The organism is Stenotrophomonas sp. STEN020 (assembly GCF_056760195.1).
The window spans coordinates 45,276-62,364 of sequence record NZ_JBRREI010000018.1; the positions used below are offsets into that span (position 1 = coordinate 45,276).

General features: G+C 63.3%; 11 protein-coding genes. 2 read left to right on the forward strand and 9 right to left on the reverse strand.

All coding sequences use genetic code 11. The features are described 5' to 3' along the window. Positions 1–8: 8 nt before the first annotated feature. Positions 9–551 (forward strand): DUF411 domain-containing protein, encoded by a 543-nt coding sequence (locus ACVOLZ_RS09920; RefSeq protein ID WP_481515975.1) that lies wholly within the window; start codon positions 9–11, stop codon positions 549–551. Positions 552–910: 359 nt separating this feature from the next. On the opposite strand, the gene ACVOLZ_RS09925 is transcribed toward ACVOLZ_RS09920, so the two are convergent. The 4 genes from ACVOLZ_RS09925 to ACVOLZ_RS09940 all read right to left on the reverse strand — a co-directional run bounded on the left by ACVOLZ_RS09925 (position 911) and on the right by ACVOLZ_RS09940 (position 6,720). Next, positions 911–2,725, reverse strand: a complete 1,815-nt coding sequence (locus ACVOLZ_RS09925; RefSeq protein WP_481515976.1) for a 2Fe-2S iron-sulfur cluster-binding protein — start codon at positions 2,723–2,725, stop codon at positions 911–913. Next, positions 2,722–3,414, reverse strand: a complete 693-nt coding sequence (locus ACVOLZ_RS09930; protein ID WP_481515977.1) for a PepSY domain-containing protein — start codon at positions 3,412–3,414, stop codon at positions 2,722–2,724. The genes ACVOLZ_RS09925 and ACVOLZ_RS09930 overlap by 4 nt, the downstream gene beginning before the upstream one ends. Positions 3,415–3,471: 57 nt before the next feature. Beyond that, complete coding sequence (locus tag ACVOLZ_RS09935; RefSeq protein ID WP_481515978.1) at positions 3,472–6,186, reverse strand: TonB-dependent receptor; 2,715 nt, start codon at positions 6,184–6,186, stop codon at positions 3,472–3,474. Between the two features lie 96 nt (positions 6,187–6,282). Then, the gene (locus tag ACVOLZ_RS09940; protein ID WP_481515979.1) at positions 6,283–6,720 is read right to left on the reverse strand and encodes a CopL family metal-binding regulatory protein; all 438 of its coding nucleotides are present in this window, start codon (positions 6,718–6,720) and stop codon (positions 6,283–6,285) included. Between the two features lie 393 nt (positions 6,721–7,113). Between ACVOLZ_RS09940 and gloA the strand changes: the two genes are divergently transcribed. Further along, complete coding sequence (gene gloA, locus ACVOLZ_RS09945) at positions 7,114–7,641, forward strand: lactoylglutathione lyase (protein WP_481515980.1); 528 nt, start codon at positions 7,114–7,116, stop codon at positions 7,639–7,641. Positions 7,642–7,721: 80 nt separating this feature from the next. Here the strand turns inward: gloA and ACVOLZ_RS09950 are convergent, their stop codons facing one another. The 5 genes from ACVOLZ_RS09950 to ACVOLZ_RS09970 all read right to left on the reverse strand — a co-directional run bounded on the left by ACVOLZ_RS09950 (position 7,722) and on the right by ACVOLZ_RS09970 (position 17,079). Beyond that, the gene (locus ACVOLZ_RS09950; protein ID WP_481515981.1) at positions 7,722–9,065 is read right to left on the reverse strand and encodes a M16 family metallopeptidase; all 1,344 of its coding nucleotides are present in this window, start codon (positions 9,063–9,065) and stop codon (positions 7,722–7,724) included. Further along, entirely contained in the window at positions 9,062–10,420 is a 1,359-nt protein-coding gene (locus ACVOLZ_RS09955) for a M16 family metallopeptidase (RefSeq protein ID WP_481515982.1), read from the reverse strand. Before ACVOLZ_RS09955 ends, ACVOLZ_RS09950 begins: the two co-directional genes overlap by 4 nt. 55 nt (positions 10,421–10,475) lie before the next feature. Continuing rightward, entirely contained in the window at positions 10,476–12,596 is a 2,121-nt protein-coding gene (locus ACVOLZ_RS09960; protein WP_481515983.1) for a protein-disulfide reductase DsbD family protein, read from the reverse strand. Further along, complete coding sequence (locus ACVOLZ_RS09965; RefSeq protein WP_481515984.1) at positions 12,580–13,839, reverse strand: redoxin domain-containing protein; 1,260 nt, start codon at positions 13,837–13,839, stop codon at positions 12,580–12,582. The genes ACVOLZ_RS09960 and ACVOLZ_RS09965 overlap by 17 nt, the downstream gene beginning before the upstream one ends. 78 nt (positions 13,840–13,917) lie before the next feature. Continuing rightward, a complete protein-coding gene (locus tag ACVOLZ_RS09970; protein ID WP_481515985.1) occupies positions 13,918–17,079 on the reverse strand; it encodes a TonB-dependent receptor in 3,162 nt (1,053 codons plus the stop codon). Between the last annotated feature and the right edge of the window lie 10 nt (positions 17,080–17,089).

Here is a 17,089-nt window from a genome sequence, read left to right on the forward strand (position 1 = left end):
TCAAGATCATGAAAATGCGTTCAAAGCCCATGTTCTCGCTATTGGTGTTGGCTGCTGGCACCCTGTTGATCAGTGCGTGCAATGCCAGTCCGTCGACTGCTGCTTCTGCAGCAGCTACGGCCGCTGTTGCGGCGCCTGCAAAGACTGTTGAAGTAGCACCAGCCACCAAAGCCTTGCCGTTGGTGGTTGTGCACAAGGACCCGAACTGCGGTTGCTGTGGTGGCTGGGCCGAGCATATGCAGGCCGCGGGTTTCCCGGTGCAGCTCAATGACACCGCCGATCTGGCCACGATCAAGCAGAAGCTGGGAATCGGTGACGGCATGATGTCCTGCCACACCTCAGAGATCGACGGCTATGTGGTGGAAGGCCATGTTCCGGTGGAAGACATCAAGAAGCTGCTGGCCGAGCGCCCGCAGGCGCGTGGACTGGTGTTGCCGGGCATGCCGGTTGGTACGCCGGGCATGGAATCTCCGGATGGCTATCGCCAGGCGTTCACGGTGGCGTTGTTGGGCAATGATGGTTCGTTGAGCGAGTTCTCAAAGCACGAGTGATCTGCGCTGAAGCCCCTCTCCCGTTTACGGGAGAGGGGTTGGGGTGAGGGCAAGCTTCTAGCTAAGCAAAGTCAAAAGCTCCCCTCATCCGCCCCCCGCCTTCGCGGGGGCAGGCTCTCCGGGCACCTTCTCCCGCAAGCGGGAGAAGGGCGTGCCAAAAGCCAAAGCCACAGCCACAGCCAAAGCCAAAGCCAAAGCCAAAGCCACAGCCAAAGCAGAATCCAGAGCCAAGAACAGGCCAAAGCAGCGGCAACAGCCAGATCTGGAGCTGCTACCAACGCCAGGCCCAACACCAGCAAGATTGGCAACGGCTGCAGGCGTCCCACACCTGCAGCCGCACCAACCAAACCCGAAGTTACTCAGATCTTGAAGTCATCAAACGCAACCCGCGCATCCGCAACACCCAGCTTGCGCAGCAACTGCCTGGTCGCCGCCAACATCGCCGGCGGCCCACACAGATAGAACTCGCAACCAGCCAGATCCGGATGCTGCTTCAACAGATCCTCATGCATCGCCTCATGCACACGACGTGCATCTGCACCCTGCCCTGACCAAACCGGATGCCAACTGAAGTTGGCATGCTCATGCGCCAGCTCCTGCATCTGCTCGACATAAGGGCAATCACGTTCGCCACGGGCGCCGTACCAATAGTGGATACGCTCGCCACCACCCTCATCCAGACGTTGCTGAATCAGCGCACGTAGCGGCGCCATGCCTGCACCGGCGCCAATGAAGATCTTCTCGCGCTCACTGCCACTGAGTGAAAAGTCACCGAACGGGCCGCTGTAGCGGACGCGGTCACCCTCGCGCAACGTATAGGCAAAGGTCGAGCCCTTGCCTGGCGGATGCTTGCGATTTTCCTGCCAGCCGGGGCTGAAGCGCACCAGCAACACCAAACCGCCGTCAGCATTCGATACCGGCGTTGCCAGCGAGTACGAGCGCCGCACCGCCGCCTTGTTCTGCAAGGTCGCAGGTAAGGACAACGCCTTCCAATCCTCGTCATGCCCGGCCGGGAACCACACCGCAGTGCCCGGCAATTCGTACTCCGGCACATGCAGCTGCAGATAGCAGCCGGGCTGGAACTGTGCGTCCGCGGTCTGTTCCGGGCGCAGATGGATCTCGCGCAGGAACGGCGTTACCGCAACGACCTTCTCGACGATGGCCCAATGCTCGGTCCACAGACTGGCGCCGCCGGCCACCTCGATCTCAACGTCTTCATCCACCTGCAGGTTGCAAGCCAGTCGACAGCCGACCTTGCGCTTTGCTTCGGGTACATGCGCGCGATCAGCCGCCGTTGCCTTGCCGGCACCGGCACGCACCCGCACTTCGCACAGGCCGCAGCTCTGTCCACCACCGCAGTTGGAGGGAAGATTGATGCCTTCGCGCGCCAGTGCCACGTAAACGCTGTCGCCGCTGGCTACTTCGACCGTGCGCAGATGTGCGCCGCCCGGTGCGTAGACCATCAGCTGCCGGCGCGAACGCCAACGTCGCGGAATGAACTCCTGCAGATGGAAGCTTGCGATCAGCAACCACACACCGGTCAGCGCCAACCACAGGCCGCCGATGCCCATGCCAACCACCAGCGGGTTGTTGAAGTCGACCCGGCTGCTGTAATCCATGATGTGCAGCATCCAGAAGATGTCGAACAGCCGCCACGTCGCGTTGCGGTGTTCCATCACCTGGCCGCTGTGTGCGGACACATAGATGCTGGTGTCCTGCGCGTCGCTGAAGTCCACACGCCATACCGGATCGGGGTTGGCCCGCGTTTCCAGCGTCTTTTCCAGATATTGCGGCGCAGCGGCAACACCATCGCCGGCATAGGCGGCTTGTGCGACTTTCGCCGCGACCGCCGCATCGATGCTGATGCGCTTGCCGTCACGGGCATCGATGACCTCGGTGCCTTCCGGTGATTGCAGACGGTACACCGGCTGTTGCAGCAACCAGCCACTGTCCAGTGTTGCCGCCTCACCCTTGGCTGCAGCCAGCGCCACGCTCGGCGACACTGTCGCGGCCGGCCACGCAGGATTGGGGACAGCTGCAGCTTGCTGGGCACTGCCTTCGATCTTCTCAGGGTCGAGCAGGCTCATCATCAGACCGCTGCCCAACCACACCACGAACTGCAGGCCGACGATCAGGCCCACCCACTTGTGCAGGGTCCGCATCCAGGGCGTCATGCGCTCCTCCGCTTGCCGAAGCTGTAGAACAACAACCAGATGCCGCTGAGTGCGAATACCAAACCCACAATCGAGGCCACCCGCAACAAGGTGTTGTTGACGTCGGTGCGGTTCTCGTAATCCATGATGTGCAACATCCACACGAAGTCGAATACGCGCCACAGATCATGCCGGCGTGCCAGCAATTCACCGCTCTCCGGCGACAGGTACAAAGTGGTGTCGCCGCGACCGCTGAAATGCACGGCCCACATCGGTACCGGGCGGGTCTTCACCTCCGACGGTGCGCGGGTGATCCACTCCACCCGCTCCACTTCGCCCTTGCCTTGATACAGCGACTGCGCCAACGCGATGGCCTGCTCGCGATCCATCGGTCCAAGGCGCTCGCCACTGGCGGCATCCACCAGATACTTCTGCTTGCCTTGGCGTATTTCATAGACCTCGCGCTCCAGCACATGCTTGAGCCGGAACGACTCCATCTGCGGATAGCGCGTGGCCAGCACATCGGCGCCAACGCGCGCGGTCTGCGCCGGCAGCGGTGTTCCGTGCACATGTGCAAGGTGGTCGCCATGGATAACGTCCAGCGGCACCACGGTCATGTAGACACCGCTGAGCATCCACAGCAGTGCCTGCACACCGATCACCAGACCGATCCATTTGTGGGCACGGCGTGCCCAGAATGCGGGTTTCATCAACATCGTCCTCGTTCAATGATGCGCCCCGCCGCAGCTGCGACGGGGCGCATCCAATCACCAGCGGTAGCCGATGCGTGCGTACCAGCGGCGACCCAGCAGGTCGTAGGTCATCGTATCGGTGTTGGCATCGGTATAGCTCTGGATGAACGGCGGCTTCTTGTCGAAGACATTGTCCAGGCCCAGCGATACATCCAGCGCCTTGCTCACCGCGTACTTGAGCTGCAGGTTGTGATAGAACACCGACGGCGCGTGGTCACCGATGTCACCGCGGGCCGCATTGATGTCATCGGCACGACCGATGTACTGCGTGCTCCAGGTACCCGACCACTTATCACGCGAGGCATTCATCGAGACCAGGCCTCGCCACTTGGCGTAGCTGCCACGACCACCGGTGATCTTGCCTGCGTACTCGATCAGATCGGCGCCATCGTACGGCCGCACGTCATAGCGCTGCAGATAGGACACATCGGCACTGACGCTGGCGTCGAAGCCGGCGGTCTTGAACTCATACAGCGCGCCGAAATCGTAGCCGGTGACATGCTCGTTGGCAGCATTGAGTGGCCGCGAGGACAGGAAATCCACTTCGCCGGTGCGCGGGTTGCGGGTGAAGTTGCTGGCATCGCAGAACGGATGCGCCAGCCCCGGCGTGTTGTAGCAGATGGCCAGCTTGGTAGAGCCGTCGATGCGCTGGATCGCATGCTTGATGCGGATGTTGTAGTAATCCAGCGTCAAGGTCAGCCCGGACAGGAACTCCGGCGTCCACACCACGCCGGCGGTGAACGAGGTGGCATCTTCCGGCTCAAGCGAGGCATTACCGCCTGAGGTGGTGAGGATGGTGTTGCCTGGCTGCACATAGCCAGCTGGCACACCGTAGGCCTGGCAGTTCTCGCGCACAGTGGAGCCCGCCGGCAAGGCCGACCAGTTGCTGCACGGATCGGTGGTGGTCAGGTTGCCCTCGGCCACGCCGCCAAACAGTTCCGGGATGTTCGGGATGCGGAACGCAGTGGCGTAGGTGCTGCGCACTTTCAGCGAAGGATTGACCTGCCAGTCCAGGCCGGCCTTGTAGTTGTAATCACGACCGAACAGATCGTAGTCCGAGGCGCGGCCGGCCAGATTCAGATACAAGGAATCGGCGATGACGTTGTCCTGCAGCAGCGGGATGGCCAGCTCCACGAACGCTTCCTTGGCAGTGTATTCACCAGCAATCCGCTCCTGCTTATTGGTATTGCCGCTGCCCAGCACGGTCAGCGGGTCGGGATCGCGCCAACCGCGTTCCTTGCGTACTTCCACACCGGTAGCGAAGCCTACCCAACCTGCGGGAAGCTCGAAGATCTGCCCGCTAAGGTTGGCAGCGAAACTCTTCTGGTCGTTGCCGCCGGTATCGCGCGAGCTGTAAAGGATGTAGTCGAGCACCTCACGACTCAGGTCGCCGTAACCCAGGTAATCACCACAGGGGATCGCAGCGCCCGGCACCGGGCTACAGATGCTGCGATCCAGGGTCTGATCGACACGATCAAGATTGGCGATGTTGTCGGAGCCATCGGTGCCGGTATTACGGCCCCAGTTCAAGGTCGCCGACCAGTCCCAGCCGGTGCCAAACTGCCCTTTCACTCCCACCAGACTACGGAAGGTATTCACCTCCTGCGAGAAATGGCGCGGACCGGCTTCTTCCAGACGACGTCGCTGCAGCAGCAGGTCCTGTCCGGTCGGGTTGGTCGGGTGATCGGCAGCGATGTTGATCGGCCGGTACACCCCTAGTCCGCCCGGTGCGGCGAGCTGATCGGATTGACGGTTGGTGTACATCAGCTCGGTGAACACGGTGGTGTTTTCGCTGAGCTGGCTGTCACCGAACACACTCATGCTGATGCGCTTGATCGGATTGACCGCGTTGAGCGTAGGGTTGCCGTTGTAGTTGTGCTTGGCGGCCGAGTACGGCTCGTAGAAATCGCCGTTGCCGCCCAGCACCTGGTTGAAGTTGACACGGGTGCCATCGGCCAGCAGCGCGCGGCCGCCCACCGTGGTGGAACTGCCCGAGCACACCAGCTTGCCGTCTGCTTCGGCCAGGCCGCAGGGCGCGCGTGAGCCCATATTGACCGTGCCACCTTCGGCATAGTTGATGCCGGCCATCAACGAGCCGCGATCGCTGGTGACGCCCCAGGCCAGGTCGACAGCGGTTTCATCACCATCACCGCGCGTGGTCTGGCCGTAACGCACCGCGGCCTCGGCACCATCAAAGCCCTGCTTGGTGATGATGTTGACCACGCCTGCAACCGCATCGGCGCCGTAGATGGCCGAGGCGCCGTCCTTGAGCACTTCAATGCGCTCGATCAGCGATACCGGGATCATGTTCAGATCAACCGAACTATTGGCGCCGGTACCGCCATTGACGATGCGGCGGCCGTTGAGCAGCACCAGGGTGCGGTTGATGCCCAGTCCGCGCAGATTGACCTGGGTGGTGCCGTAGCCGTTCTCGGCCCAGTAGGCATTGCTCTGGCTGCCGGCAAAACCGGCCGAGGCCGGCAGGCGCTGCAACAGCGTGTCCACCGAAGTGGCGCCGGAGCGTTCAATGGCCTGCGCGTCGATCACGCTGACCGGGCCAACCCCGGACAACTGCGCGCGCTTGATGTGACTGCCGGTTACCTGCACGGCGTCCAGCGTGCGGGCAGGCTCTTTCGGGGATTGCGCGTCCTGCGCGTTGGCGGTGTGGACGGCGGTGGCACACAACAGCGTGCCAATGGCCGCAGCCAAGGCTTGGGGCTTCAAATACATGTTCTCTCTCGCTGGGATTCTGTCTCGGGGCGATAGCCGCGGTCGCGGGCGCGAGCACGGTTCACTACTACGTCGTGGTGACGCGAGAACAACCGCTCAGACGATGGGAGGTCGGAAAACCCGGGATAGCCTGCCAGCCGGCAGTACCAGCGCCGGCAATGACGTATCGGCCGATACCGGTGGATGCGCGCCGACGAACAACAGCGTCGTCGCGGGGGGATAGATGGTGAACACGCACAGGCATTCGCAGCCCACACTGTCGGCGCAACTGCAGTCGTCGGCATGGCTGGCAGCCGACTTGCCGGCATGCTCGTTGTGGCCGTTGCCGAGCGCCGAGCTGGTTATCGCTGGCGCACGTGAAGCCGGATCACTTCGAACCGGATCGCAGCCGGCACTGGCCGCGCGGGTAATCCCGGCAACTGTCGGAGCCCCGTCTGCATGCAGCACCATGCGCGTGCTCGCCCATGCCCCGAGCACGCCTTCGACGGCGAGCACCAGCATCAGCAGCAACGGCAGGCACATACGGTAGGACATGAAGTTCCAGACAATTCCGTTATTTGTATATACATACAATGAATAACGCGAGCAGCGAAACCTTGTCAACCGCCGCTGGTCACGTCGTGGCTCCGTCCGTGGCGGCATCCCCTGCCAACAATCCGCGCAGCCCTTGCGCCAGCGTCACTTCCCAGCGCACATCAGGCAATGCATGCGCGCTTCATCAAAACGAGGGGAACAACGACTATCCTGCGACGCAGCATAGCCAGCGCGCGCGCAGCCGCCTAGCCACTGAAGGTATGCCGTTGATGATTTTTTGTATCGACGCATGCAAGCAGGGGTGGCGATTTCAAATGCAACTTTCTGCATGAGCATTGCGCTGCCGCAGCTACAAGCGCGCCCTCCCCCATTCATCGCAACAGGACAGATTTCATGAGCCTTCAAACCCTTGCTCAACAACCCGGCGTCGCCGCCCAGGTACCGGCCGAAACCAACGGCTTCGTGTTCAACCACACCATGCTGCGGGTCAAGGACATCCGCGCCTCGCTGGATTTCTATACGCGCGTGCTCGGCTTCCAGCTGATCGACCAGCGTGATTTCGCCGAGGCGCAGTTCAGCCTGTACTTCCTGGCCTATGTGCCGGCCGGCGTGCAGGTGCCGCAGGACGATGCCGAGCGCCGCCTGTGGATGGCCGGCATCCCCGGTGTGCTGGAACTCACCCACAACCACGGCACCGAGAACCAGGACGGCGCCGTCTACCACGATGGCAACAGCGACCCGCGCGGCTTCGGCCACATCTGCGTGTCGGTGCCGGAGCTGGAAGCGGCCTGTGCGCGTTTCGAGGAACTGGGCGTGCCGTTCCAGAAGCGCCTGACCGATGGCCGCATGAAGAGCCTGGCCTTCATCAAGGATCCGGACGGTTATTGGGTTGAGATCATTTCCAATAGCGTGCGTGCCTGATCAGCGCATGGCGCTGAAACAACAAACGCCGGCGTAAGCCGGCGTTTGTTGGTGTCGAACCACTTGGCAGAGGTAGCGACTTACTTCTTGAAGGTGCCGGCCTTGACCAGCACCATCTTCTGCGGGTCCACGTATTTGCGGATCGCACCGTTGACCTGCTCCAGCGTCACCGACTGGATCGCCTGCGGGTAGTTGTCCAGCCATGCCAGGCCAACACCACGCTCAACCGTGCCGATGATCGCCGCCGACATGCCGTCGGTGTTGCCCAGGCCGACCTGGTAGCTGCCGACCATCGCCTGCTTGCGTGCCTCCAGCTCGTCGGCAGTGATGCCGTCCTTCCACCAGCGCTGCAGTTCGCGGCGGGTGCTGGCGATGCCCTTGTCCATCAGCTCCGGTGCAAAGGTGGTGCTGATGCCCAGGCCGCCGTCCATGTAGTCGCTGCCCAACAGGTTGCCGCCGATGCCGTAGGTCAGGCCTTCCTTCGCGCGCACCGCCGCCATCAAGCGGCCGGTGAAGCCCGAACCGAGCACGTCCACGCCCACCGTCATCGGCAGGTAGTCGGCATCGGTGTAGCGCAGGCCTGTGGCTTGGCCGAGGAACACACTGACGCTGGCCTTGTCCTTCATCGCGATGCTGTGCTCGGCGGCCTTGGCCGGCAGCCGTGCCGGTGCGTCGCGCAGATAGTCCACGCCGCCGCTCCAGCCGTTGAAGCCGTGTGCAACCGCGGTTTCAATCGCCTTGGCATCGACGTCACCGGCAAACACCAGGGTCATGTGCGCCGGGCCGTAGTACTTGGCGTGGAAGGCCTTGATCTGCTCCAGCGTGACCTGCGGCACCGTCTTGAGCATGGCTTCGCGCGGTGCTGGTGCGTTGATGCTGCCAGCCGGGAAGATGCTCAGCATCAGGGTTTCACGCGCCATCGCGCCGGGGTTGTCGCTGGCCTGGCGCAGTGCCGCTTCCAACTGCACCTTGGCCTTGGCCAGTTCCTCGGCGGTAAAGGCCGGCTGGCGCAGCTGTTCGGCGAGCAGGTCGAGCACGGTCGGCAGATCCTGCTTCAGGCTCTTGCCGTAGATGCCGATGCGCGCCGCGCTGGGGCTGAAAGACAACTGCGCACCGATGCCATCCAGCGTGTCGGAGATGGCGAACTTGTCGCGGCGGGTGGTGCCGGCTTCCAGCAGCATCGCGGTCAGCGTCGGCACCGCCGGGTTGTCGGCCTTGGCGGCGAGGAAGGCATCGCCCAGCGGCATCGAGCCGGTGAAGGTGACCACGTCCTTGACCCCCATCGGGTAGACGATCAGGTCGATGCCGGCGGCCTTGGCGTGCACGGCAGTGTCGGCGACGCCGGCCTGGGCGGCGAATGCGGCAAGGCTGGACAGTGCAGCCAGTGCCAGCGGAATCAGTCGAATGCGTTTTGCGTTGTTCACTTGCTGCTCTCCGGCACGAACCAGCCAACCGTGCTCTGCTCTGCGGTGAAATACTTGCCGGCGACGCGCTGCACGTCGGCCGGGGTGACCTTCTCAAGATCCTTCAGGGCGCTGGAATACAGAGTCCAATCGCCCATCGCGATGAACTCGTTGAGCGCATCGGCGGCCTGGTCGGTGCCATCGCGGCGGTAGGCTTCCTCGGCGCGGTAGGGGCCGAGCACACGCTTGATTTCCTCGACGCTGACGCCGTCGCGGGCAACCTTGGCGATCTCGTCACGGACGATCTTTTCGATGTCTTCGTGCTTGCTGTCCGGGGCCAGCGCCACGCTCAGCATGAACAGGCTGGGATCGCGCTGCTGGTACATGCCGCCCGATACCGCCACCGCCTTGCTGGTATCCACCAGCGCACGCTGCAGGCGTGCGCTGCGGCCGCCCTGCAACACCAGCTCCAGCACGTTCAGTGCGGGAATGTCCTTGTCCAGACCAGCCGGGGCCTTGTACGCCATCATCACCGTGCCGGTTTCGCCGCCACGACGCAGCGTCACCCGACGCTCGCCCTGCTGCTCCGGCTCGGTGGTGTAGACCTCGGGAATGGCATGCGGCGAGCGCGGCACCTTGCCGAACTTGTCGCCGATGCTGGCCAGTACCTTGGCGCTGTCGATATCGCCGACCACGGTGACGGTGGCATTGTTCGGCCAGTAGAAGGTGTCGTAGAACTCACGCAGCTTCTCGATGGACACCTTCTCGATATCGCTGCGCCAGCCGATCACCGGATGGTGATACGGATGCGCACTGAAGGCGGTAGCCCACATCAGCTTCATCAAGGCGCCATTGGGATTGTTCTCGTTGCGCTCGTACTCGTTGCGCACCACGGTCATTTCACTCTGGCGGTCCTTCTCGCGCAGCAGCAGGCCGCGCATGCGGTCGGCTTCGATGGCGATGTAACCGTCCAGCGCGGCCGGCGGCAGCGTGGCGTAGTAGTTGGTGCGGTCCAGCGAGGTGGTGGCGTTGAAGCCGGCACCGACGCGGTCCAGGTAGGTGTCGACGTTGTTGGCGCCGTCGAAGTTGGTGCTGCCCATGAACATCAGATGCTCGAGCAGGTGGGTGCCGCCGGTAGTGCCGGTCACCTCGTTGCGCGAACCGACCCGGTAGGTCATCTGGAAGGTCACCACCGGTGCGGCGTGGTTGGGCAGCAGCAGGACGCTCAAACCATTGGCGTCGAGCCGGTACTCATCGATGCCATCGGCGGATTTTACGTAGGTGAAGCCATTGACCTTGACCGGCTCGGCCGAGGCAGCACCAGCTGCCATCAAGCCCAGCGCAAGGCCGGCGCACAACAGGCGTTGCGAAATCATGCGTTGCGTTCTCTCTAGATGCGCCCGGGGGCGCGGGGAAAGTCGGGGCGGGAGTTCAATCCCGTCCTGGTGGGGTAGCGTTGTCCAGCGCGGAGAGCACGATCTCCGGCGTAAGTACCTCGGGCAGTTCGCGCGGTGGGCCGCCACCGGCCGGATAGGCCAGGTTGAACGGCACCGCGCTGCGGTTCCAACGTTCCAGCTCGGCGGTGATCAGTGGGTCGGCATTGGTCCAATCGGCCTTCAGCGCGACCACTTCGTTGTCGCGGAAGTAGTCGTTGACCCGCGCTGCGGCGAACACCACCTTCTTGTTGACCTGGCAGGTGGCACACCAGCGTGCGGTGAAATCGACATAGATCGGGCGGCCTTCAGCCTGCAGCTGCTGCACGCGTTCGCTGCTCCAGGCCTCCCATTGCAGCGCTTCAGGCGCTGGTGCACGCGGCCAGCCAAACAGCACCGCCGCAGCCAGCACCAGCACGCCGGCAACCACACTGAGCTTGGCGCGGCTACCGCGGGCACCCGGACGGGTGCCACGGCCATACAGCCACAGACCGAAGCCCAACAGTGACAGCGCCAGCAAGGCATTGAGCAGGGCCGCTTCGTGCAACTGCCCGGCCAGCACCCACAGCAGATAGCCGACGGTGGCATACAGCGGGAAGGCCATCAGCTGCTTGAAGGTTTCCATCCACGCGCCCGGGCGCGGCAACAGTTTGACCAGCGACGGGAATACCGACAGCAGCAGGTACGGCAGCACAAGCCCCAGCGCGATGGCGGTGAACACCACGAACGATTGTGCGGTTGGCAGGGCCAGAGCAGCGCCCAGGGCCGGTGCCAGGAACGGTGCACTGCATGGCGTTGCCACTACGGTGGCGAGCATGCCGCTGAAGAAGCTGCCGGCCACGCCACTGCGCGACTGCAGGCCGGAGCCGACGCTGGTGGCACGCATGCCAACTTCGAACACGCCACTGAGGTTCATCGCGAACGCCAGCATCACCAGCGCCAGCACGAACACGAACGACGCCGATTGCAGCTGGAAGCCCCAGCCCAGTTGCTCCCCGCCTTCGCGCAATACCGCCAGCACGCCGGCCAATGCCCAGAACGACAGCAGCACGCCCGCGGTGAACGACAGCGCATGCAGGCTGACCTTGCGCCTGTCATTGCCGGCCTGCTCGATGAAACCAACCACCTTCAGGCCAAGCACCGGGAACACGCAGGGCATCAGGTTGAGGATCAGCCCGCCGAGCACTGCGAACAGCAGCACCAACAGCGACAGCTGCGCGCCGTCATTGCCTGCGCCCGAAGCTGGTGCCGCACCCAGGTCAGCCGTGCTGACCAAGGCAGTCGCCTCGGCCTCGGCCACGAATGGCAGCTCGATGCTGACGCCACGGTAGATGCCCTGCGCATCGGTATAGGCCAGCACGCCGCGCAACGTCGCATCGGGCGGCATGGTCTCGGCCGGGTCCAGTGGCAACTTCAGCAAGGCGCGTGCGCCGCGATTGCCAATGGTCTGCGGCACTTTGTAGGAGACGAATTCGTCAGCCGGGAAGAAGTGCAGCTCTGCAATATCCGCCGGTGCAGCCACACGCAGGGTCAGGTCACCCTGCTCGCGGGTCGCCGCCAGCTGCCAACCTTCGCTGGAGCTTGGCATCGGCAATGCCGTCAGTGCCGCCTGCATATCTGCATCGGGCTGTGGCGGATCGGCACTGACCGGCACGCTCAAGCTCACTGCTGCCTTGCCCGGAATGCACACGGTCTCGCACATCAACCAACGCGCCTGTGCCTTCAACTCGACCGTACTGCCGGGCTTCAAGTCAGTCGGGGCAATCAGCCGCACCGGCAGATACGACAAGCCTTCATAACCGTGACCGGTGATGTTGCCTTCGCGGTCGCGCACCAGGATTGGTGTAGGCCACTGGATCGCCTCGGCAGTCCAGCCCGGCGGCAGCTCCCACATCAACTTGGTCGGCAGGCCGGTGCCGGCGTTCTTCCAGAAACTGTGCCAATGCAGATCATGCTGCATGCGCAGGGCCAGCTGCAGCGGCTGTCCCGGCTGTACTGAGCGCTGGGCGGTTACCAGCTCGGCCTGCACCTGCGCCAGCACGCTGCCAGGCAGCAGCACGCCGAGCAGCAGCAATGCGCTCAGCGCGGCGCGGCGGATGACATCAACGTGCAGGCGCATCTTCAACCTTCTTGATCTGCGCACGTACTGCGCGCTCGACGTCCCACTCACGCATGCCGACACCGACGATGGTGCCGTCACCGGCGATCAGGTAGTTCTGCGGCAGCTGCACCACGCCATAGGTCTGCGCCGCCTTGTCCTCGAAGCCCGGTGCCTGCAGGTTGATCCACGGCAGGTCATTGCTGCCGCCCTCCTCCTGCATGGCCTTGGTCCAGTCTGCCTTGTCTTCATCCAGTGACACGGCGTAGATCTCGAAGCCATGCGCGTGGAACTCGCGGTACACCTTCAGCAGGTGCGGGAATTCGCCACGGCACGGCCCGCACCACGAGGCCCAGAAGTCGAGCAGCACCAGCTTGTTGCGCGCCAGCACCTCGGACAGCTTGACCACTTTGCCGTCCACGCCGACCGCCTCGATGTCGGCATAGGGCTTGCCCGGGCCGAACTTCTCGGCCAGCTGTTGGGTCTTGGCGTAATCGGCGGCCGCCTGCTCCATCTGCACGATCAACGGATGTGCACCAAGCTCCTGCTTGTAGCTGGCCAGCAGCTGCGCGCGGCGGGCCACGTCGTAGCGCTTCCAATCGTAGTTTTCGCTCAGCACCAGCAGCTTGAGCAGCGCCGGCTCGGCACCGTCGAGGATGACCGCGTCGTAGTCGTTCCTGACCTTGGTCAAGGCAGCGAACGGCGCAGCCACGGATTCGCGCGCAGCCTTCATCGCCACTTCGTCGTTCTCATCCACACCGCCGAAAGCCTTGCGATTGGCTTCGCGGTTGGCTGTGTAGGCGGCCACATAGGCGGGATCTTCCAGATAGCCATAGACACGTTCGGTCAGGCTGCCGCCCTTGGCCACCGGGCCCAGCGCGCCGGTTTCAATGCGCAGCTCGCCCGGCTCCAGCACCAGCTTCACCGAGCCCTGATTACCCACCATCAGCACCGCCGGCACCGCCTGCTGCACCTGGCCGCTGAGCACGAACGCACCGCCCTGCGCGGTGGCCGTGGCTACCGGCTCTACATGCATTGGGTCGGTCGCCGCCGATGGCACCAGCAGTTTGAGTTCAGTGCCATCGGCCAGCCCCGGCAGCGTGCCGCGGATGCTGTACGCACCGCTGCTTGCGGGCGTGGCGGCGGCATCCTTGCCTGGAGTGGCAGGCGGGTTTTGCGATGGGCTGCAGGCACTGAGGCCGAGTGCAGTAACGACCGCGCTGGCCAGCAGGCAGGCGCGCAGGGTGTTGGCGATGGACTTCATGGATTTCCTTGCAATGGATGCGGCGCGCCGCCGACGAGGGATCGGCGCACCGCGTTGTTACGGAGCAACGCGTCGGCGTCAGAACTCTTTCTTGATGTCCAGGTAGAGCACGCGGCCACGGATGTTCACGCGGTTGGAGACGAAGCCGGACAGGTTGTCGACGAACGGATAGTCGCGGTCGAACATGTTCTGCACGCCCATGCGCGCGGTCACCCCGCCCAACCAGCCATCACGCTGATGCTTGCGATAGCCGACCTGCGCATCAAAGGTGGTATAGGACGCCGAACGCGTACGCGGATTTTCATTGGGAATGAAATCGTTGTAATCGGTGGCTGTGGCCGACAGCGGATACAGCACGCGATGCGCGGCGCTGTAATGGCTGCCAAGCGACGCGAACCACGCGTTCCCTTCCCAGCCGACAAACAGGTCACCGGCCCACTTGCTCGGCCCCAGCTCACTGTCCGCATAACTCAGCGTCGGCATCGATGCCAGCGAACGCGAGGTCAGCTCCAGCGTGCGCACAGCATTGAGTTCGATGCGCCAATCGCCCCAGTCATTGCCGAAGTAATAGCTGGCGGTGGTATCGACGCTGCGCGAGCGCCGGCCGAGGAAGTTGATCGCGCGGTTGTCCCACAACATCACCCCTTTCTCGCCCAGGGTGAAGGTCCCCTCGGGCATCTTGCTGATGTCCTTGAAGATCTCCGAATAGGTCAGGCCGGACAGCGGATCGCCGATGTAGTTGTCGAAGGTGGTGCGGTTATAGGTGGCCGACAACTGCAGACCAGTGGCGAAGGTCGGCGACCAATCAAAGCCATAGGTCACCACGCTGGCTACCTGCGGCTTCAGGTTCGCGTTGGGGCCGCTGAGTGCGACGATCTGGGTGACGCCATCCGGCAATTGCCCACCGTTGAACAGCACCCGTGAGGTGTAGTCATCCATGATCAGCTGGCCGAACTGCTGCTGGGCCTGCGGCACCAGGAAGGACTCGCCCCAGGTGGCACGCAGACGCAGCTGATCGATCGGCTTCCAGGCCAGCCGTGCCAGCGGACTGGTACGACTGAAGCTGCGCGACACGGTGGTGTCGCTACCGGTCATGCCGGTGGCTCCGTCGTTGTTGATGCCGGTCAGCTGCTCGACATCAAAGCCACCAAGTTCGCCCAGGCCAGCTGACCAATCGCGCAGCGCGCTGTCGCCGCGCTGGTCGAAGCGCTCGTAGCGGGCGGCAACGGTCAGGCTGAGCAGCTTGGCCAGCGGCTGGTCCTTCAACAACGGGATGCCGATCTCGGTGAACAGTGCCTCGGACTTGCCGGTGCTTTCCGAGCTCAAGCGTTCGCCGAGATTGCTCTCGTAGTTGTAACGCTGCTCACGATGCTGTGCGCCAAACGCCGCTTCAATCTTGCCTGCAGGCAGCTGGAACAGCTCACCACGGGTCAGCAGGTCCACCGTATTGGCACGCGATTGGAAGCGATAGACATGGCGCTCGACCAGACTCTGCAGCAGCTCGCGATTGCGGGCGACAATGGCATCATTGCTACCGTCGCCAAACACATTCAGACCATTGAGCACTTCCAGCGTGCGCGCATAGCCAGCTGCACCCATCGAGCCGGTCAGGTCCATCAAGGCAGTGGTAGTGCCCTTCTCGCGGCCGATGCTGTAGGTCGCCTCGTAATCCCACCCCTTGGCGAACGGCAGCTTGCCGTTGATGCCGATATGCGCATCGCTGTTGCTCTGCTTCTGGTCTTCGCTCAGGTTCATGCCCTCGAACTCGCGCTCGAAGGAATAGCCAACCAGCACGTCGCTGCCGAAGTTGTTGTACTTGTTGCTCTCGGGAACGTAGGTGTTGTATCCGTCCTCGAAGATGCTGAAGTCGAACAGCGTAGGCCGCCAGTTCTCCTTGTTGACCTGCCGCACATGGCTGATGCCGTAGTTCAGCTGGGTGGTTTCGCCAAGATCATGCAAGCCGCTGATGCGGACATAGCGGTTATCGACCTTGGGGCCGATGCGGCTGCGCTCATAGGTCGACGGTGCGGTGGCCGGATCGTAGGCAAGCAGGCTGTCCGGATCCAATGCGGTGCCATCCTGGCCACCGGGAATCACCCCGAGCACATCGCCCATGAAGTGATAGTCGATGCCGAAATCCAGGGACTCATAGACCACCCCGGGCTGGCCCTTGTTGCGGGTGCGGCCGTTGACCCCACCACGGTCGCTGAAATCACCACGGCCGTTGGGGCCAACATGGATCAGGCTGGTGACATCCGCAGGCAGGGTGCGCTCAAGCCCGACTGCAGCGGTTACGTGGCCGCTGCCATAGCCGAAGGTACGGGCCAGATCCAGCCGCGATACATCGGCACCGGTGCTGGAGTTTTCATGCCGAAGCTGCGCGGTGGTGCCGTCGTAGGACTTCTTCAGCACGATGTTGATCACACCGGCCACGGCATCGGAACCATAGATGGCGCTGGCGCCATCGCTGAGCACTTCGATGCGCTCGATCTGTGAAACAGGAATCGAGGAAATATCGGTATAGGCGCCCTGCGCCTGCGCCGAGCCACTGCGACGGCGGCCATCAACCAGGATCAGCGTGGAGCGGCTGCCCAGGCCACGCAGGTTGGCGCCGGAGGACCCCAGCCCGGACACACCATCGCCATACGTGCTGCCGAACTCCTTCTCACCCAGCGCGCGTGAGGCGCTGGTTCGGTTGGAGAAGTTCTGCGGCAGGTTGCGCAGCACGTCTTCAATCGACGCATAGCCACGGCTTTCGATCAGTTGCGAATCAATCACGATCAGCGGCGAGGCCGGATCGATGTTCTTCAGGTAGGTACCGGTGACATTGATGGTCTCCAGCGTTTCGGCATTGCCGCCCGCCTGCTCGACCACATCGCCGGCGCTGCTGCGCGGACGGATGGCGACGGTTTTGGCATTGATGTAGGCAGACGTATAGCCGGTAGGCGCAAGCAGCTGCTGCAAGGCAGCGTCCGCAGCAAGGCGGCCACTGACCGCGCCGCTTTGCACGCCACTGCCAGCACCGCCGGCATAGACCACCTGCAGCCCGCTCTGCTCGGCAAACACCTCAAGTGCCGAGGCCAGTGACTGCGCCGGCACATCAAACTGGAACACCGCCGCATCGGCAACCGTATCGGCTGCTGCTGACTGTGCCACCGCCACATTGCCGGTACCGACCAGCAGCGCTAGCGCCACCGCCTTCACCAACGCGTGCTTATGAAGAATAGTGCTGGACCCCATGGATAATTCG